The organism is Kribbella speibonae (assembly GCF_004331375.1).
Classification (GTDB): Bacteria; Actinomycetota; Actinomycetes; order Propionibacteriales; family Kribbellaceae; genus Kribbella; species Kribbella sindirgiensis.
In genome coordinates, this window is the sequence record NZ_SJKC01000008.1 from 359,405 (window position 1) to 377,782 (window position 18,378).

Annotated in this window: 13 protein-coding genes; 3 read left to right on the forward strand and 10 right to left on the reverse strand. The window is 69.0% G+C overall.

Annotated elements, in window-relative coordinates:
• Positions 1-128 precede the first annotated feature (128 nt).
• Positions 129-4,019: a LamG-like jellyroll fold domain-containing protein gene (locus E0H92_RS40600; protein WP_131500040.1), complete on the forward strand. Its 3,891-nt coding sequence runs from the start codon at positions 129-131 to the stop codon at positions 4,017-4,019.
• A 21-nt stretch (positions 4,020-4,040) separates the two neighbouring features.
• Here E0H92_RS40600 and E0H92_RS40605 read toward each other — a convergent pair whose 3' ends face one another.
• The 5 genes from E0H92_RS40605 to E0H92_RS40625 form a co-directional block, all read right to left on the reverse strand.
• Positions 4,041-4,823 (reverse strand): S1C family serine protease, encoded by a 783-nt coding sequence (locus E0H92_RS40605; RefSeq protein ID WP_238173811.1) that lies wholly within the window; start codon positions 4,821-4,823, stop codon positions 4,041-4,043.
• A gap of 192 nt (positions 4,824-5,015) precedes the next feature.
• A complete protein-coding gene (locus E0H92_RS40610) occupies positions 5,016-5,954 on the reverse strand; it encodes a VWA domain-containing protein (protein WP_131463098.1) in 939 nt (312 codons plus the stop codon).
• A complete protein-coding gene (locus E0H92_RS40615) occupies positions 5,951-6,880 on the reverse strand; it encodes a DUF58 domain-containing protein (protein WP_131500042.1) in 930 nt (309 codons plus the stop codon). The genes E0H92_RS40610 and E0H92_RS40615 overlap by 4 nt, the downstream gene beginning before the upstream one ends.
• Positions 6,877-7,863 (reverse strand): AAA family ATPase, encoded by a 987-nt coding sequence (locus E0H92_RS40620; RefSeq protein ID WP_131296800.1) that lies wholly within the window; start codon positions 7,861-7,863, stop codon positions 6,877-6,879. Before E0H92_RS40620 ends, E0H92_RS40615 begins: the two co-directional genes overlap by 4 nt.
• The gene (locus E0H92_RS40625; RefSeq protein WP_131500043.1) at positions 7,860-8,111 is read right to left on the reverse strand and encodes a hypothetical protein; all 252 of its coding nucleotides are present in this window, start codon (positions 8,109-8,111) and stop codon (positions 7,860-7,862) included. Before E0H92_RS40625 ends, E0H92_RS40620 begins: the two co-directional genes overlap by 4 nt.
• Positions 8,112-8,236: 125 nt before the next feature.
• On the opposite strand from E0H92_RS40625, the gene E0H92_RS40630 reads away from it, so the two are divergent.
• Positions 8,237-8,929, forward strand: a complete 693-nt coding sequence (locus tag E0H92_RS40630; protein ID WP_131500044.1) for a response regulator transcription factor — start codon at positions 8,237-8,239, stop codon at positions 8,927-8,929.
• Entirely contained in the window at positions 8,926-10,179 is a 1,254-nt protein-coding gene (locus tag E0H92_RS40635) for a sensor histidine kinase (RefSeq protein WP_131463094.1), read from the forward strand. Before E0H92_RS40630 ends, E0H92_RS40635 begins: the two co-directional genes overlap by 4 nt.
• Here E0H92_RS40635 and E0H92_RS40640 read toward each other — a convergent pair.
• Genes E0H92_RS40640 through E0H92_RS40660 form a run of 5 tightly spaced genes read right to left on the reverse strand, consistent with a single transcriptional unit; the run spans position 10,176 to position 18,350 of the window.
• Positions 10,176-11,273, reverse strand: a complete 1,098-nt coding sequence (locus tag E0H92_RS40640) for a glycoside hydrolase family 172 protein (protein ID WP_131500045.1) — start codon at positions 11,271-11,273, stop codon at positions 10,176-10,178. The genes E0H92_RS40635 and E0H92_RS40640 overlap by 4 nt on opposite strands.
• A gap of 11 nt (positions 11,274-11,284) precedes the next feature.
• Positions 11,285-12,436 (reverse strand): Gfo/Idh/MocA family protein, encoded by a 1,152-nt coding sequence (locus E0H92_RS40645; protein WP_131500046.1) that lies wholly within the window; start codon positions 12,434-12,436, stop codon positions 11,285-11,287.
• A gap of 8 nt (positions 12,437-12,444) precedes the next feature.
• Entirely contained in the window at positions 12,445-13,497 is a 1,053-nt protein-coding gene (locus E0H92_RS40650) for a Gfo/Idh/MocA family protein (RefSeq protein ID WP_131463091.1), read from the reverse strand.
• Positions 13,494-16,715 carry a glycoside hydrolase family 97 N-terminal domain-containing protein gene (locus E0H92_RS40655; RefSeq protein ID WP_131500047.1) on the reverse strand — a complete coding sequence of 1,074 codons (3,222 nt, stop codon included), beginning with the start codon at positions 16,713-16,715 and terminating at the stop codon, positions 13,494-13,496. Before E0H92_RS40655 ends, E0H92_RS40650 begins: the two co-directional genes overlap by 4 nt.
• 6 nt (positions 16,716-16,721) lie before the next feature.
• Positions 16,722-18,350 (reverse strand): type 2 periplasmic-binding domain-containing protein, encoded by a 1,629-nt coding sequence (locus E0H92_RS40660; protein ID WP_131500048.1) that lies wholly within the window; start codon positions 18,348-18,350, stop codon positions 16,722-16,724.
• Positions 18,351-18,378: the final 28 nt, after the last annotated feature.

An 18,378-nucleotide genomic window follows, 5' to 3' on the forward strand; every position in this document is an offset into this window, starting at 1 on the left:
CTTCCGATCGGTCCTGCACGGTACGACGGCCAGAGGGTCCTGCCTGCGTGAGACAGCCGTGAAATGCCGATGAAACGGCCCGCTCCGACGATGGTTGGCGCTGCTCGTCGAACCTCGGAGGGGAAGACATGCCACGGCTGGGCAAGGTGCTACTCGTTCTCGCAACTCTCGTGATGTCCGCGCCACCCGGGCCGGCGGCGGATGTCCTCGGAACCGTACCGGTGCCGCCCGGTTCGAAGCTCTCGGCGGCGATCTACGACGAACACGGTCAAGTCGTGCGCCACCTCTACGACCTGGCGTCCCGCACCGGCACGGTCGAGGTGCGGTGGGACGGCAAGGACGACTCGGGGCAGGACACACGCGGCGGAAAGTACAGCTGGCGTGCGATCACCTCGTCCGTCTCGGGCACGTACGACGGTGAAGTCGGCGACGGCGGCCGCGTCGTACCCGGCCTGTCCTTCGAGGCATCCGACAACCAGAACGCGACCGCCGGCGTCACCTACGGTCCGGACGGCGACCTGTACCTCGTCTCGCGCTACGAGGAGATGGCCGCGACGCACGTACGCCGGATTGCGCCGGCGGACCTGAGTACCGGTAAGCAGAAGTGGTTCGCGCCCGGGCAACCGCGCGGTCACGGGATCGCGGTCGACGACCGGTATGTGTATGTCGCCTCGTTCAATGACAAGGCGACCGACTATCGGATCGTCCGACGGGATGCGATCACGGGCAAGGCCACGGAATGGGGCAACCCGATCGTCACGACACCGTGGACGGTCGGCCAGCCCGTCGTCACCGGTCTCGCGGTCGATGCGACGTACCTCTGGGTCGCCGACACGGCCACCGGCCAGCTGCGCGTGTACACCAAGGCCGACGGCAAACCCGCGCCGATCCTCGCCGGGCAGAGCACCATGAAGCTGACCGCGGCACCCCACGGGATTGTGACCGACGGCGCGAACCGCTTCTGGATCACCGCCGGCGACCACGTGCAGCGCTACCGGTACGACGCGGCGTCGGCGACCATGAAGCCGGAGCTGAGCATCGGCGCCGGCCTGCTGAACCCGTTCGGACTCGCCTGGGACAAGGCAACCAACGCCCTCTACGTGTCGGAGATCGGCACCGGCAGGATCCGCAAGTACGACGCCACGTCCGGCGCGGAACGCAGTACGCCGCTGCACCTGTCCACCATGCCCGCGCCGGGAAAGGTCACCGACTACACCGTCGGCTGGAAGTACGACACGGACTCCCAGGTACCTGGCGGTGACGCGGCGATCGCGCTCGCGCCGGACGGGAAAACGCTCGTGGTGGTCGACTACTGGAACGGCCGGACGCTGTTCTTCGACACAGTCACCGGGCTGGCTCGTCCGGAACGCCAGCAGGGACAGAACATTCCGGTGCCGGACGTCGACGTCAAGGTCGGTCAGGACCGCTTGACCAGCTTCGGCCGCGAGTACCGGATCGACTACAACGCACCAGGCCGTCCGTGGAAACTGGCCGCCAACTGGGCACCGCAGGACCGCGCCAACCAGTACTCGATCAGCGCGACGATGATCCGGAAGCTTGCCAATGGCAAGGAGTACGAATACGTTTTCCTCGGCCAGCGGTGCAGTGACGCGGCCATGACCAACTGCGCCGGGCAGCAGCCGGGGACGTTCCCGTTCGGCGGTGTCCTGGTGTACCAGCTGAACGCCTCCGGCCAGGGCATGCGTCCCGTGGCGCAGCTGCGCCGGTTGAGCCCGGCGGGTGGTCCGCGCAACCAGTTCGATATCGGCGACCGGCTGGCGATCACCACGAACACCAACGACAACGCCGTACTCGGTGATGCCGGGGACGTCACCGAGAAGCTCGACCATGCGGGGTTCCTGCTGGGCAACCCGTCGATCTGGGTCGACAACCAGGGCACGCTCTGGATGGCGAACGCGAGCACGATCACCGCCACCCCCGACCACATCGCGACACCGGGTGTGGGACGGCTGCCGATGAAGCTGACCGGGGACATTCCGGTGTACAGCGCGGCCGGCTTCGCGATCCAGCCCGGCACCGAGCACGACCAGGACCCGGCCACGGGGATCGGGACGAACAACTCGTACCAGGTCACCTACGACACCGCCAACCAGCGGCTGTACGCCAGCACCGACACCGGCGAGTTCGACCACATCGCCAACTACGGCGGCAACGCGGTGTCGATGTGGGACCTGCGGACCGGCCAGAAGTCCGTGTTCAGCGGGTACTCTCCGCTCGCCGGGCAACGGCACCGGGTGCGGGACTCGCCGGTGGGGCTCGCCGTCGACTCCTCCGGCGGGTACTTCTACACCGGCAGGTACTCCGGCGAGGCGCAACAGGTCGTCATGCACACCTGGGACGGTCTCCCCGTCGGACGAGCCGCGACCGCGCTCCCGACGTACTCGACCGGCTGGCTCGATCGGGGCATGTCCCTCACCGCCTTCACCCACACCAACGGGACGCGGTACGCGTACACCGAGGACAACTACAACGGCATGAACAACCGGTTCGCGTTCAGCGACGCCAACTCGGTACGGCGCTACGGGTCGGACCCGAGCACCGGCAGCACAGCCGGCGACTTCACGCGGCCGCGCACCCCGATCACCGACGACCTGGTCGCGTGGTTGCGGATGGACTCCGGGCGCACCAACGACCAGTACGTCGGCGACTCGGCCGGGGACCGCTGGGGTGTGTACCAGACCAAGGGCCGGTACACCTGGTGGCAGCCGTCGGGGGGCGCCCGCGTGGGTGCTCTCGCGTTCGACAGCGCGCAGTCCAACGCGATTCACTTCCGCAAGCACTCGGGCTCCGACAAGGCGGTGGACAACCTCCTCGATGCCCCGGACCAGCCCGCGACGACGTTCGCCACCTGGTTCAAGACGAAGAGTTCCGGCGTACTGGCGAGCTATCAGGACCGCTACGACAACGCCGACGTGAAGCCGACGAAGGCACAGCCGATGCTGTACGTCGGTGTGGACGGCAAGCTCCGTGGTGGTGCCTTGACCGCGGCGGGCTGTGCGGTCCGGCAGGTGGTGTCGCCGAATGTGGTGAACGACGACACCTGGCACCACGTCGCGCTGGTCACGACCGCGACCGGGCAAACGATGTACCTCGACGGGCAGCGGGTCGGCGACCTGCAGTGCGGGCGGGTGGCGGGAGGGCTCGGGTTCTCCTTGCTGGGCAAGGGATACACGTCTCTCGGCACCTGGCCATCTACTCCGGGTGGGTACTTCTACTACACCGGATCGCTCGACGATGCCCGCGTGTACCACCGGGCGCTCGCTGCGGCGGAGGTCGCGGAACTGGCCACCGTACCGGCGCCGTCGGGTCCGTTCGCGCACTGGAAGTTCGACGAGTCCGGCGGCACCGTCGCCGCGGACGCCGCGGATCACAGCCAGGAGGCGATCGTCACGCCGGGAGCGGTCTGGCATCCGTCGACCGGTGACCCGCGGGTCGGCGGTGCGCTGGAATTCGACGGCTCGTCCACGATGGCGACGATCCCGCAGACGCTGACGGTCAACGCGCCGCTGACCGTCTCGGTCTGGGTGAACACCACCAAGGGCGGACCGGTTCTCGGTGATCAACGCGGCGCCTATCCGACGACGATGCCGGGGCATGTGCTCGCGTACGTCCCCGTGCCCGGGAACGAGGACATCACGATCTCGACCACCGACGGGCGGGTCCGCTCGAACTTCGCCGGCGTACCCCTCGGCGGACCCACCACCGGCCCGGACGTCCGCGACGGTAAGTGGCACCAGATCGTCGTCACCACCCAGGTCAACCGAGCCCCCGACGGGAACCCGCTGTTCCTCGGCGCGATCTACATCGACGGCGTACAGATCGCCAGCGGACCGCCAGTCCCCAACGTCCAAGGCGTCTACGCCCGAGTCCGCCCGAACGCCCAATTCGGCGCAGCCCGCTCCCCCAACAACACCTGGACCTACTACACCGGCCAACTAGGCGACGCCAAACTCTGGACCAGAACCCTAACCCCCACCGAAATCAAAGCCCTGGGCTGAGCAGCTCTTTCCACTGCCTCGTCAGTCGAGGAGAGATTTGACGATGGTGGTCATTCGGTCTACTGGGATGGCGAAGCCGATTCCTATGTTGCCTGCGCGGGTGGTGCCCAGGGTGGCTATGGCGGTGTTGACGCCTACTACCTGGCCGGCGGTGTTGACGAGGGGGCCGCCGGAATTGCCGGGGTTGATGGCGGCGTCGGTCTGGATGGCTGACTGGCGGGTGTTGTTGTCGCCGAAGCGGGCCTGGCGGTCGACGGCGCTGACGATGCCGGCGGTCACGGTTCCTTCCAGGCCGAGTGGGGATCCGACGGCCAGCACCGGGTCGCCGACCCGGAGTTGTGCGGACCGGCCGAGCGTGAGCGCGCGCAGGCCCGCGGCGTCGGCGGTCGAGACCTGGAGTACGGCGAGGTCGTTGTCCTCGTCGGCGCCGATGACGCGGGCGTCGACGGTACGGCCGTTCGACAGGACCAGTGAGACATCACTCGCTCCTTCCACGACGTGGGCGTTGGTGACCACGTGGCCTTGCTGGTCGATCGCGAACCCGGAGCCGGTTGCGCGGCCCGCGCGTACTGACACCACTCCTGGTAGGACGCTCGCGGCGGCCGCGGTGATGGAGCCTTGGGCTGCTGCTGGTGGGGCTGCGGCTTGCGGGAGGTCGATGGGTGCGGGGTCGCGGGAGCCGGTGACGGCGCCGGCCAGTCCACCGGCCGCGATGGAGAGGGCGAGCGTGCCGATGACGACACCGGCTCGCCGACGGCCCGCGCGAGGTCGGGCGGCTGGCGGGATGGGTGGGGTGACCGTCACCCCGGCCTGAGGTGCCGCGGCGGGAGAGGAGGGAACGAATGAGGGGATCCTCTCCCGAACGGTGGCCGGGGTGACGGAGCCGGAGGGTGGTGGGCCGGGGGCGGCCGGCGCGGCCTTGGCGGGTGCTGGGCCTGGGATGTAGTCGGGGCCTCGGAAGGGGTTGCCTAGGTGGGGTGGCATGAGAGCTCCTGATCACGGGAGGCGGGAGAACCAGAGGAGCGAGGCGAGGGCGGCCAGGAGGGCTGCAGCGAGGGCGATGCCCGCGACCAGGTTGGTGATCTCGCGGGGCTCGGTGGTCCAGCCGATGGAGGACTGCAGGTCGGAGTACACATCGCGCAACTGCTCGTCGTTCTCGGCCTCGTAGAAGGACCCGCTGGTCGCGTCCGCGAGACCCTTCAGCGCCTCGGTGTCGGCCGGGACCGGTACGTCGCGCCCTTCCAGGTTCACAGTCCCCTCAGGTGTGCCGTACGCGATCGTCGACACCGGTACGCCGGCCTGCGCCGCCGCCTCGGCCGCCTCGTCGACCGGGCTGCCCGCGGTGTTGCCGCCGTCGGACAGCAGCACGATCCGGCTCGGCGGCGGATCGTCCGGGTCGATCGACCGGACCGCCTGCAGGCTGGTGAGAACGGCGTCCCCGATCGCCGTCGAGTCGCGCAGCTGCAGACTGTTGATCGCGTCGACCGTCGCCTGGTGGTTCGTACTCGGCGCCGACACCACGGTCGCCGTCCGCGCGAACGACACCAGCCCGACGTTGAACTTCTCCGGCAGGTCCCGCACGAACTCGATCGCCGCCTGCTTGGCGGTCTCGAACCGGTTCGGCGCGACATCGGTGGCCGCCATCGAGTTCGAGACGTCCATCGCGACCAGCACGGTGGCGCGCTCACGCGGGACCCGGATGTCGGCGACCGGCCGGGCGATCGCGATCGTCAGTACGGTCAGCGCGGCGAGAAAGGCCGCGGCCGGCGCGTGCCGGCGCCAGCCGGGCCGTACAGGGGCGACCTTCTCCAGCATCGGGAGGGTCGCGAAGCGGACGGCGTACTTCGTCCTGCGTCGCTGGGCGATGAGGTACGCCGCCACGAGCGCGACGACCAGCACCAGCAGCCAGAGCCACAGGGGTTGCTCGAATCTCATCTGGTCCTCACAGCAGTCGGGTTCCGTCGTACGCCGGCGCGGCGCCGTGCGGTGGTGAACGCCGCGACGTCACGGACCCAGTCGGTATCGGTGCGCAGTACGAGATGCGCGGCACCGGCGGACCGGATCGCCTGGGCGGTCTTCGAGCGGTGCGCGGCCATCGCGTCGGCGTACCGGCGGCGGAGTTTGCGGTTCGCGGTCTGGATCTCCCGCCGCCGGCCGGTCTCCGGGTCGACGAGCGTGAGCAGACCCACCTCGGGGAGCTCCAGCTCGCGTGGGTCCAGCACTTCTACCGCGATCACCTCGTGGCGGGCGGCCAGTCTTCGCAACTGGTCCGACCAGTCGTCTTCGTGGAAGTCCGACACGATCACCCGCAGCCCGGGGCGTGCGTGATCGCGGTTCAGGCGGCTGATCGCGTGACCCAGATCTGTTCTGGGACAGGCGCCGGGTTCGGGCCGGGGCAACGTCAACAGGGTGCGAAGGGTACGGCGGAGCTGGACCGCGCCGGACGCCGCCGGGAGACGGCGAAGGTCGTTGCCCAGGGCAATTCGTACGCCGAGCCGGTTGCCGGGGCGGTCGGACAGCAGACCGACCGCTCCGACGACAGCGATGGCCACGTCGCGTTTCTCGCTGAGCGCGGTCCCGAAGTCCATGCTCGCCGACGCGTCCAGCAACGCCCACGTCTCCAGTTCCCGCTCGGCCAGCGGTGCGCGCACATGCGGTTCCAGCGAGCGAGCGGTGACGTTCCAGTCCATCCGCCGTACGTCGTCCTGGCCTGCCTGGTACGGACGCGCCTCGTTGGGCTCGCTGCCGGGACCGCTGCGCAGACCGGTGATCTCGCCGTGCAGGAAACCTTCCAGCTTGCGCTTCACCGTCAGTTCGAGGGCGCGCAGCGCACGCTCCCGGCCGGCCAGCAGGTCGTTCATGCCGCCGACCCTTGAGCGTCGTCGGCGGGTACGACGTGCGGCTGTTCGATGGTCTGCAGGATCCGCGCGACGACCGACCGCGGATCGACCCCGTCGGCCAGTGCGTCGAACGTGAGCACCAGCCGGTGCGACATCACGTCGAGCGCGACGTCGTACACGTCGGCCGGCAACACGTAGTCCCGCCCGCGCAGCAACGCCAAGGCCCGGCCGGCCGCGACCAGTCCCAAAGTGGCGCGGGGGCTCGCACCGAACTCCAATACGCCGGCCAGGTCCTGGATCCCGTACTGCGCCGGCACCCGGGTCGCGTGCACCAGGCGTACGACGTACTCGGCGACCGCGTTGTGGACGAACACGTCGTCCGTTGCCTCCTGCAACTGTGCGACCTGCTCCGGCGTGAGTACGGCGTTCGCGTGCGGGCGATGCGCGCTCATCCGCTGCAGGATCGTCAGCTCCTCCAACGGCGTCGGGTAGTCGACCGTGATCTTCAGCAGGAACCGGTCCCGCTGCGCCTCGGGCAACGCGTACACCCCGTCGGACTCGATCGGGTTCTGGGTCGCGAGCACCAGGAACGGTTCCGGCAGCGGGTACGACGTACCGCCGATGCTGACCTGGTGTTCGGCCATCGCCTCGAGCAACGCGGACTGCACCTTCGCCGGTGCACGGTTGATCTCGTCCGCGAGGACCAGGTTGGCGAACACCGGACCGAGCTCGGTGTCGAATCCCTCCGCGGACGGCCGCCAGATCCGGGTGCCCATGATGTCGCCGGGCACCAGGTCCGGGGTGAACTGCAGCCGCGAGAACTGCCCGCCGATCACCTCCGCCAGCGTGCGCACCGCGAGTGTCTTCGCGACTCCCGGTACGCCTTCCAGCAGGCAGTGGCCGCGGGCCAGCAACCCGACGAGCATCCGCTCGACCAGATGGTCCTGCCCGACGACGACCCGCTTCACCTCGAACAAGGCGTGTTCGAGCGTTGCCGCATTCATGCGTTTCCAGCGGGGTTCTGCTCGGACGGCTGCGCCGTACCCTCGCCGGTACCGCCACCGCTCTTCTCCGGGCAGTCCTTCGAGGGCGACTGGGACGGTGATGGCGTGGTCGCGCCCTCATCGACCGTCACATAGCCCTGCTCGGGAACCGCCGGGTCGTTTCCGGCCGCGTACGCGATCCCGCCGGCGCCGAGCGCCGCGACCGCCACCGCACTGCCGAGGATCAGACGTTTCACCGGGAGTTTCATCAGGATCTCCTTCGACTCGATTGGCCACAGCTCATCAAGAGGCCACGAAAACGACCGGAAAGCCGACCGAAAGCCCGGCGAAAGCGCAGAGCGGAGACGCTCGGCTCCCCCGCTACCTTGGTTGCGTGCGACTACTTGTGGTGGAGGACGAGGAAGGCCTGGTCAGCGCGCTGCGCTCGGGACTCGGCCGGGCCGGGTACGCCGTGGACGCGGCCACCACAGGCGCCGAGGCGATCGAGAAGCTCGCGACCACGCCGTACGACCTGGCGATCCTGGACATCACGCTGCCGGACACCAGCGGCCTCGACCTGTGCCGTGCGGTCCGCCGCGGCGAGATCGAGGTGGCGTCCGGACGGGAGCTGCGGGTCCTGATGCTGACCGCCCGCGCCTCGCTGGCGGACCGCGTCCGCGGGCTCGACGAAGGCGCCGACGACTACCTGACGAAGCCGTTCGCGCTCGTCGAGTTGCTCGCCCGGATCCGCGCCCTGCTCCGCCGCGACGTCACCAACGGTACGACGCAGCTGCACGTCGGCGACCTCGTGCTGGACTCGTCCCGCCATCTCGCCACCCGCGCCGGACGTGAGCTCCCGCTGACGCTGAAAGAGTTCGGCATCCTGCGGTACCTGATGTCGCGCCCCGGGCACGTCATCTCGGCCGAGGAACTGCTCGAACACGTCTGGGACGAGAACGCGGACCCGTTCACCCAGACCGTCCGCGTGACCGTCGGCACCCTGCGCCGCAAACTCGCGCGCGAGGGCGAAGACCCCATCCTGGAGACCGTGATCGGCCGCGGCTACCGCCTCAGAGGTGACACATGAAATTCCCGCCCTGGGCGCAGACCATCCGGTTCCGCCTGACGCTCACATACTCCGCCGTACTGATCGCGCTGTCCGCGCTCCTGCTCGGCGGCGTGTACGTCGCGCTGTCCCAGATCCTCGAGCCGAAGCCGCTGGACCAGATCCCGGTCAAGAAGTACTACAAGGATGCCCACGGCAACATCCAGCTGAAGCAGGGCGAGGTGATCCAGGCCGCCGAGCTCTCGAGTGTCCAGTCCGCGGTGAACTACCAGACGCTCCAGACCCTACGGGACTACTCAGCGGCCGGGATGGGCGCGTTGTTCCTGGTCAGCCTCGGCACCGGCTGGTGGTTGTCGGGCCGTGTTCTGCGTCCGGTACGGCGGATCACGGCGACCGCACAGGAGATCTCCGCGACCGATCTGTCCCGCCGGATCGCCCTCGAAGGACCGCACGACGAGCTGCGTAACCTGGCCGACACCGTCGACGGGATGCTCGGCCGGCTCGAGACCGCGTTCCTGACCCAGCGCCAGCTCGTCGACGACGCTTCTCACGAACTCCGGAACCCACTCGCCGTGATCCAGGCGAACGTCGACGCGGTCCTCGCGCACGACGACACGCCGCCGGACGACCGCGCCCAGGCCACCGCGATCGTCGGCCGCGCGATCCAGCGGATGACCCGCCTCGTCGAGGACCTCCTCGCCTCGGCCCGCCGGTCGTCACCGGCCTTCGTCGACGCCGACGTGGACCTCGCCACGATCGCGGGCGAGGCGGCCGAGGAGTACGAACTGCTGGCAGCCGATCGCGAGCTGCACGTCGTACGCCGTCTCTCGCCCGGCCCGACCGCCGCCGGGGACGCGTCCGCGCTGCGGCGCGCCGTCGACAACCTGCTCTCGAATGCGGTCCGCCTGGCCCGCGGCGGCAGCGAACTCGTTCTCGCGGTCGGCAGCCGCAACGGCTGGGCCTGGATCGCGGTCCGCGACGAGGGCCCCGGCATCGCGCCCGACGACGCCGACCGCGTCTTCGACCGCTTCTACCGCGCGGGCCAGCAACAACCTCCTGCCACTGTTCCTTCCTCAGGCCAGCGCCGAGCGGGTCTCGGCCTCGCCATCGTCCGCCAGATCGCCGAATCCCACGGCGGCACCGTCACCCTGCACTCCGAACTGGGCATCGGCACCACCTTCGTCATCTGGCTCCCCGAACGCTCCCTCACCAACACCACCCGCCGCACCCCGACACCTCCCACCGAAGACCCCTTGGGCCCGCGACCTTAGCGGGGATGCCTGAGGTGCACTGCCGGAAGCGGCGGGAACGGAGCGTGCGGTGCGATTTGGTACCAGTACGCCGTGGTGGCGATGTCGTCCTGGCGCTCGAAGAGGCCGTGGTCCCAGGCGCCGATCTGCTGAACGGTGACCTTCAGTCGCTCGGTGAAGTGGATCGGATCGGGGAGGTGCCACCGGTAGAGGCCGTGCATCGGCAGGGCCTCGGTCGAGAACGGCGAGGCCTTCGTACGGTCCCGCGCCGAGTGGAACGGATAGCCGCAGTACGGCGCGCTGAACGTGAGGATCTCCGGCTCCGGGTCGGCGCGCAGCGCGTCCTGGAAGGCCCACGCGCCGCCCGCGTAGTCCTCGAGGCCGGTGCTGCACAACGTCGGGAACTCGTCATCGTCGTCGACGAAGAACTTCACCTCACCCTCGCCCCACCAGTAGCGGTGCAGTGAGGTCAGCGCGAGGTACGTCCCGACGTACGTGCCCCGTCCTGAGACCCCGTCGAGGATCACATGGTCGGTGCCCAGCGCCGCCGTACCGTCGGAGTGCCGCCACTGGGCGTGGAAGTACGGCGTACCCGGGTCGAGGTCGTCGCCCTGGGTGTAGTCGACCTGGAAGTACACCGAGCCGACGTCGCCGGCGTGCTGGTTCTCCAAGGTCAGCCGGGCGCCGGCGCGGAACGGCATCGGGAAGTAGCAGTTCATCCCGCCGGTCGGCGCGACGACGATCGGTGCCGAGGTGACAAGGGCGCGCGTACCGAACCCGTTGCAGAAGAAGTCCCCGAGCGGTACCTCGACCGACGGCAGGTCCGAGCCGTCCCAGTAGGCCCGCAGCACGAGGTCCCGCAGGACGAACGGACCACGATCGGTGCGATCGGCAACAGTCAGCCAGATGTGCCGAATCACCCCCGGCCCCTCGATCTCGGCCAGCGTGAGGGTCTCCCCCGCGGCAAGCTGCACAGCGGGCGAACCCTTGCGTCCAGGACCGAGCGCCGACGCGGCCCGCGCACCCGCGCCGGGCGCCCCGGTCCGGTTCTCGGCATTGATCGACCGACTCACCACACCATCGGGAAGAACGGGCACGTCGAATGTCGAGAACACCAGAGATCCTCTCAGGGACGGAACGACTCGCTGAGTTCGGTTTTCGGGGTGTTGCCGTGGAGGGCTTGGTAGAACGGGTGGTCCGGTGTCAGGTCGGTGCGGTCGACCGGGCGGCCGGTGATCGCCGAGGCGTAGAGCGCGGTGACGAACTCCATCGTCGGCCGGGTGCCGGCCAGGGTGGTCTCGTGGGGCCGGCCTGCCTGCAGGTCGTCGATCAGGCGGCTGATCTGCGCTTCGTGATTGCTCGGCACATCCTCACCTGCCGAAGCGGTCCACGGATCGTCGGCCACACTCGACTCGATCGCTGTCTTCCGGACGCCGGGGTCGATGCCGAGTGTCGCGGCCTTCGCCGCGTCGGGAGCCGGGTGGAACGTCCAGTCCCCGTCGGAGTAGCCGTAGACGTGGTTGACCTCGAGCGTTCCGCCGGCGGTGTCGATCCGGATCCTGCTCAGCTCCCGCGGCGACAGCAGGCTGTTGATCACGGTCCCGACCGCGTCGCTCTCGAAGATCACCGACGCCATCGACACGTCCTCGAACTCGACCGGCCGACCGAGCCGTACGGCGGTGGCGTTGATCGTCCGCCACGGCCCCAGCAGATGCAGCAGGAGGTCGATCTGGTGGATGCCGTGACCGAGCGTCGGCCCGCCGCCTTCGCCGACCCACGTACCACGCCAGTCAGGGTCGAAATAGCTGAGCGGCCGGAACCACAACGTCTCGCAGACCGCGACCAGCGGACGGCCAAGCGCGCCGCGGCCGAGGAGGTCGGCTGCGCGCAGAGCGCCGGAGCCGTGCCGGTGCTGGAAGATCACCCACACCGATCCGGCGCTCGCCTGCTCGGCCTCCGCGACCGCGTCCATCTCGGCCAGACTCAGCACCGGCGGCTTCTCCAGGAGCACCGACTTACCGGCGGCAAGGATCTCGATCGCGATCTCGGCATGACTGCCGGGCGGCGTCGTCACCGAGACCAGATCCGGGTCCTCCGCCGCCAGCAGCTCCGTCACACTCGCGTACGGCGTCCCGCCGTACTTGCCCGCCAGCTCCTGCGCCTTCGCCTCGACGATGTCCGCGACACCGACGAGCTCGGTCCGGCCGGTGTTCGCGTAGGCCTCCGCGTGCCGTCGGCTGATGTTGCCGCAGCCGACGATCGCGATCTTCGCTGTCATCGGCTCCGTCACTGGGCGGCTCCGCGGACGGCGGCGTTCTGCTGGGCGGTCAGCGCCAGCCGCATGGTTTCGAACGTGTGCTCCTGCGGTGCGGCGGTGGCGGTCCGGTTCCGGACGTCGTTCAGTACGTCGGAGTAGTAGGTCAGCTCGACGTCCGAGCAGTCGATGTAGTGCGTGCCGTCCTTGTCCACCAGGAACAGGTGGTTGCCGCCGTCGCGGCCCGCGATGTCGACGTACTTGCGCATCTCGATGTAGCCCTCCGTGCCGAGCACGGTCAGCCGGCCGTCGCCCCACGTCGGCAACCCGTCCGGGGTGTACCAGTCGACCCGGATGTAGCCCTGGGCGTTGCCGCTGCGCAGCAGGAGCTCGCCGAAGTCCTGCAGGCCCGGCTCGTCGGGGTTGGCGAAGTTCCCGACCGCGCTCGTCACCACCTCGGCGGTCCGCGCGCCGGTGAACCAGAGGAACTGGTCGATCTGGTGCGAGGCGATATCGGTCAGGATGCCGCCGTACCGGGCCTTGTCGTAGAACCAGTCCGGACGGCCGCCGCCACCGGCCAGATGACCGCGGTCCCCGATCCGGTGCGGCCCGGTCCCGAGCGTCTGGACGACGGTGCCGATCCTGCCCTCGCGGACCAGCTCACCGGCCTTGACGACGCACTTGACCTCGAACCGCTCGGAGAACGTCACCGACCAGAACCGGCCGCTCTGGTCGACCGCCTTCTCGACCTCCTCCAGCTGCTCGAGGGTGACGCACCCGGGCTTGTCGGCCATCACGTCCTTGCCGGCCCGCAGCGCCGCGACCGCGATCGGCCCGCGCCGGTCCGGTACGGCGGCGGTCACGATCAGGTCGATCCCGTCCTGCGCGATCAACTCGTCGGGATCCTCGATCACGGGTACGTCGGGATAGCGCTCCCGTACCGTCACCGCGACCGCCGCCGACGGGTCGTCGGTGGCCATCCCGACGAACGTCGCACCGGCCGCGAGCAGGCCGGCGACCTGCCCGAAGATGTGCGCGTGGTCGAGCCCGACGGCGGCGAATCTGATGGGTTGACTGGAGTTCAAGGGTGTTCCTTCCGATGTCGGCCGACGACGCCCGGGTCGGCTTCGAGGGTGATGGAGTCGAGGTTCACGTTGCCGTTGTCGTTCGGTCCGAACGCGAAGGTCAGCGGCGTCGCCCGGCTGAGCGACAGGCTGACCTCGTGATCCGACCAGGTGTCCCAGTTCGGCAGGGTGGGTAGCTGGAGCTGGACCGACTGCGTCCCGCTGGCGAAGGTCATGGTCTGGGTGGTGCCGATCGCGTTCGCATACCGGAGGCGGACGGTGTAGAGGCCGTCGGCCGGAGCCTCGAACCGCACCCCGCTGCCCTGGGTCTTCAAACACGCCACAAACCCGGACCCGGTGTAGCCGGAGTGATCGGTCCGCCGGCAGGCACCGCCGACGAGTTGCGCGCTCTCCGCCTCGATCGTGCGAGGTCCGTCCGTCAACGCACTGCTCGCGGTCAGCAGCTCGGCCGCGACGTCAGGGTCGATCGGTCCGGCTTCCACCAGGGCGGTGAACCCGTGGAGAGCCTCCCGCATGCCTGCCGCGTCGTCCGCGGTCGCCGCGGTGATGGCGGCTTCGAGCGCTGCGCCGAGCTGGTCGGACAGCGGCTTGTCGAGGCGCCCGGCGTCGGTCGCCAGCCGGACCTTCAGCGCGATCGCGAAGAGCCCTTGCGGTGCGCCGAGCCGGATCGTGAGTCGATCGTCGATGGTCGCGCGGGCCTGCGCGGTCACCTCGGCGACGGGAAGACCGTAGAGCGACCGGCGGACGTCCTGAAGGGCCAGGAGCCGGCCGGTGGTGTCGCCCTTGCGGAGTTCTGCGTCCGCCGTGAGGATCCCTCGCTGCAGCATGTGCATCGATGAAGAGGTTACCTCGCCGGACCTTCGCAGGTCGTGAACGATCTCAAGCAGCGATCGCGCCTGCGGGACCGCGACGGCCCGGCTCCGCTCCCCGACCGCCACCGTGAAGTCACGGTCGGGTACGGCGGCCGCGGGAATCGTGAAGTCGGCTGTCCGGGTTCCACCGCCCGCGACACGGACGGGTTGGGCGTCACCGCTGGCGCGCCCGTCGACGTACACCTGGGTCCGGAACTCCGCCACGGTGCTGCCCGCATTCGTGAGCCGGGTCTTCACGGTGAGCTCCTGGGTGGCCGGGTCCAGGGTCGCCTCCGGCATTCCGTAGCGCACCCGAGGTACGGCGTACGACGGCAACTGGCGGACCTCATCCGCGGTCGCCGGCCTCAGCTTCACCGCCTGGCCGCCGCCACCGACGAGCGACATGGACAACCGGGTCGACGAGCTGACCAGCGTCCTGCGGATCTCGACGGGCAGCGGATTGCCCTTCCAGGTCGTGTCCTGGGCGTCGGCGTACGTCTCGGCGACGAAGGTGCCGCGCGGGAGGAACGACAGCGGCACCTGGAGAGCCCGGTTGTTCTCGTCGGTGATCGCGCCGAGGTACCACGTCTTGCCGCTCCGGCGGGCCGTCGTGACGTAGTCGCCGATCGCGCTGTCCAGGACGCGGGTCTCGTCCCAGGTGGCCGGCATGTCCTTGAGAAAGGCGAAGCCGGGATGTGCCGCGTAGTTCTCCGGTGTGTCGGCGAGCATCTGCATCGGGCTGAAGAACGTCGGGTACAACGCGAGCTGTGCCGCCGAGGTGGTCTGGACGCGGGTGCCGAGCCGGGCCGGGTCCCAGGTGACGTTGAGCACACCGGGCGTGTAGTCGGCGGGTCCGCCGAGGAAGCGCGTGAAGGGCAGGATCGTCGCCTGCGCGGGCGGGTTGCCCTTGGCGCCCATGTAGTTCTGCTGTTCCATCCCGGCGACACCTTCGCCGGTCATCAGGTTCGGGTAGGTGCGCGTCAGACCGGTCGGCTTGATCGCCTCGTGGGCGTCGACCGTGATGTGGTGCCGGGCCGCCACGTCGATCACCCGCTGGAAGTGCCGGACAGCTTCCTGGTCGAAGTGACTGCGGTTGACCCCGCCGAGCACGAACTTGGTGGCGTAGCCGGTCTTCACCGCGTGGATGCCGAGCTTTTCGTACCGGGAGAAGATCCGCTCCAGGTTCTGGTCGTAGTAGTCGACGTCGCCGCGGGTCTCGTTGTGGGCGATGAACCCGACGCCGTTCGCCGCGGCGTACCGCAGCACCTCGGGCAGGTCGAAGTCGGCCTGCGGGGTCACGAAATCCTGGTCCGCCCACGCGCCGCCGGCGTTGGTGTTCCAGCCTTCGGCGAGCACGAACCCGGCACCCGCCTGCTTGGCCAGATCGATGTACTCCTTGACGCGCGCGGTCGTCGCCCCGTGCTTCGGGCCGGCGGTCCACGTCGTCTGCCGGCGCTGCAGCTCCCACCACACACCGACGTACGTCGCAGGCTTGATCCAGGACGTGTCCGCGCAGATCGCGCACGGATCGTTGAGGTTCTCGATCAGGTGGGACTCGGCCAGGTCGCCGGGGCGGTCGCCGACGGTCAGGGTGCGCCACGGTGTGGAGAACTCGCCGCTCAGGTTCGCCTTGGTGCCGTCCGGCAGCGCGATCAGTTCGCTGCTGAACCGGCCGGGCTGTCCCGCGACCGCCTTCAACGTCATGCTCGGGTAGTCGATCAGGCCCGCCTCGTGCACCACAACGTACGAATCGGCGGCGGGTGCGACGGTAATCGGCGTCTGCGCGGTCGCGACGGTGGACAGCGGCTGGTCCCGATAGTGCTGCTCGTCGGCGGACCAGGTCGTTCCCGCCGCGAGCGACCAGCTTCTCGCGGCGGGATCGAGGGCGAACTCGGTCCGCTCGGCGGTGACGGCGTACGCGTCCAGACCGGGCTGATCCGGGAAGTGGTAGCGGAAACCGACACCGTCGTCGAACACCCGGAACACCACGTCGAGCTTGAACCCGGTCCCGGCCTGGACCGTGCGCAGGGTCAGTTCGTTCGCGTGGTTCCGGACCTCGCTCGACGTACCCCAGACAGGTTTCCAGGTCTCGTCGATCCTGCGGCGTTCGACCGATTCGACGGCCATGCCCTGGGTGAGGCTGGGGCGTCCGGCGAGATCCAGACCGAGGCCGGACGCCCCGACGAGCGGTTTGCCGTACTTCGTCACGCTGTAGGTGATGCGCCCGCCCACGGTGCCGATCGCGACCCGCAGTCCGCGGTCCGGCGACTCGACGACGCTGCCGGACGCTTCACCGTGTGCCGGGGTCACCGCGATCCCTCCTGAGATCAGCACAGCCGCCACGATCGCCAGCAGTCCCCTTTTCATGACAGCTCAGCGGGACGACTTCAGCGCCTGGGCGAGCTCATCGGCGATCTTGTCGCCGCCGTCGCTCTTCCACTTCTTCACCGCGGCGGCCCAGGCCGAAACGGGCTTCCGGCCTTGGACGATGTCGTCGGCGACCTGGTTGACGGCATCGCCGATCTGTCCGCCCTTGCGGGTGTTCGTCTCGGAGTACAGGCCGGCGGCCGGGTTCGCCAGAGCGGTCGGACACACCGACTTCATCGCGTTGAACTGGGTCTCGGCACCGTCGGTCCGCTCAGGCAGGAAGATCGTCCACGGCCCGTCCGCCTGGTAGTTCAGGCCCAGCTGGGTCTCGCTGAAACCCTTCGCGTTGAGGACCGGGTTGCCGTCGACCAGCCGGTGGTGGACGCCGGGCAGACCGAACTTGCGGAACAGGTACTCCTGCGTGCCGAACGGCGTCGCCAGGTAGTTCAGGTACCCGAGCATCGTCTCGACCCGGGCCTCGGCCTTCTTGCTGACCGCGGTGACGCCGATCGCGGGCGATCCGAGCCAGGTCTTGCCCTGCCCCGAGCCGTCGTGCAGCGGCGGCGCGATGATCGCGATCTCGGCGTTCTTGTCGGTCATGGTCTGCAGGTACGTCGGCCAGCCGCTGAACGTGTCCTGGACGAGCGGGCTGGAGCCGTTCGCGAACCGGGTCTTCATGTCCAGGTTCTGCCCGGCGTACGCGTCCGGATGGATGTACCCGGACTTCCAGAGCTTCTGCAGGATCCCGAGGACCTCCTCGTGGGCCTCGTGCTCCAGGTAGCTGAGCAGCGCGTCGCCGTTCTTGCTCCACTGGTTCGGGATGTCGAACATGTTCCGCACGTACTGCGTCGGCGCGGTGGCCAGCGCGAAACGGTTCAGCTTCTTGTCGGTCAGGCCCTTGCAGAGCTCGACGAAGTCGTCGGCGCTCTTCACCTCGGCCTTCAGCCCCTGCGCCTCGAGGATGTCGCCGCGGCTGTACATCACCTGGGAGCTGATCGCGCCGCGCGGCACCGGGACCCCGTAGATCTTCCCGTCGAAGATGCCCGAGTTCCAGCAGACCTCGGGCAGGTTGGCGAGGTACGGGTACTTCTTGATGTTGTCGCCGGACAGGTGCGGCGTCAGGTCGACGGCCTTCGCGGCCAGCATCTGCGGGACCTGCGGGACCGCGCCGACCATGAACAGGTCGCCCAGCTGGTTGCCTGCGACAACGGTCGCGAACTTCTTGTTGTAGTCCACCGACGGCGTCAGGTTCACCTGCAACGGCGACCCGGCCCGCTTGTTGAACTCCTGCCAGAACGTGTTCAGCTCGAGCTTCGGCGGAATCGGCGTGTTCGTGTACGTCGTCACCGTGATCGGCTTGCCGTCACCCGGAGGTTGCGTGATCGCCTGTACCGGGTTGGCCGGGTAGCGGTTGAACGCGTCCGGGATGTTGTACTCGGCGCCGGCCAGATCGGGCTTCACTCCGGTGTACCGCTCGTACGCCGGCCGGATCTTCGACTTGGACGCCTCGTCGTTCGCCACGCCGGAACCGCCGCGGCCGTCGTTCGAACAACCGACCGCACCGGCCAGTCCGAGCGCCGCGCCGCCGGCGAGCACCGCCCGCCGGCCCAACGGCCGTGCATCGTAGACACTCATGGGTATTGCCTCACTTCCAGGTCTTTGG

Excerpts from the sequence above, each read along its gene's own strand:
- E0H92_RS40600 (WP_131500040.1), top strand. The coding sequence starts at position 129 with ATGCCACGGCTGGGCAAGGTGCTACTCGTTCTCGCAACTCTCGTGATG.
- E0H92_RS40610 (WP_131463098.1), bottom strand. The coding sequence starts at position 5,954 with ATGAGATTCGAGCAACCCCTGTGGCTCTGGCTGCTGGTGCTGGTCGTC.
- E0H92_RS40615 (WP_131500042.1), bottom strand. The coding sequence starts at position 6,880 with ATGAACGACCTGCTGGCCGGCCGGGAGCGTGCGCTGCGCGCCCTCGAA.
- E0H92_RS40620 (WP_131296800.1), bottom strand. The coding sequence starts at position 7,863 with ATGAATGCGGCAACGCTCGAACACGCCTTGTTCGAGGTGAAGCGGGTC.
- E0H92_RS40625 (WP_131500043.1), bottom strand. The coding sequence starts at position 8,111 with ATGAAACTCCCGGTGAAACGTCTGATCCTCGGCAGTGCGGTGGCGGTC.
- E0H92_RS40635 (WP_131463094.1), top strand. The coding sequence starts at position 8,926 with ATGAAATTCCCGCCCTGGGCGCAGACCATCCGGTTCCGCCTGACGCTC.
- E0H92_RS40645 (WP_131500046.1), bottom strand. The coding sequence starts at position 12,436 with ATGACAGCGAAGATCGCGATCGTCGGCTGCGGCAACATCAGCCGACGG.
- E0H92_RS40655 (WP_131500047.1), bottom strand. The coding sequence starts at position 16,715 with ATGAAAAGGGGACTGCTGGCGATCGTGGCGGCTGTGCTGATCTCAGGA.
- E0H92_RS40660 (WP_131500048.1), bottom strand. The coding sequence starts at position 18,350 with ATGAGTGTCTACGATGCACGGCCGTTGGGCCGGCGGGCGGTGCTCGCC.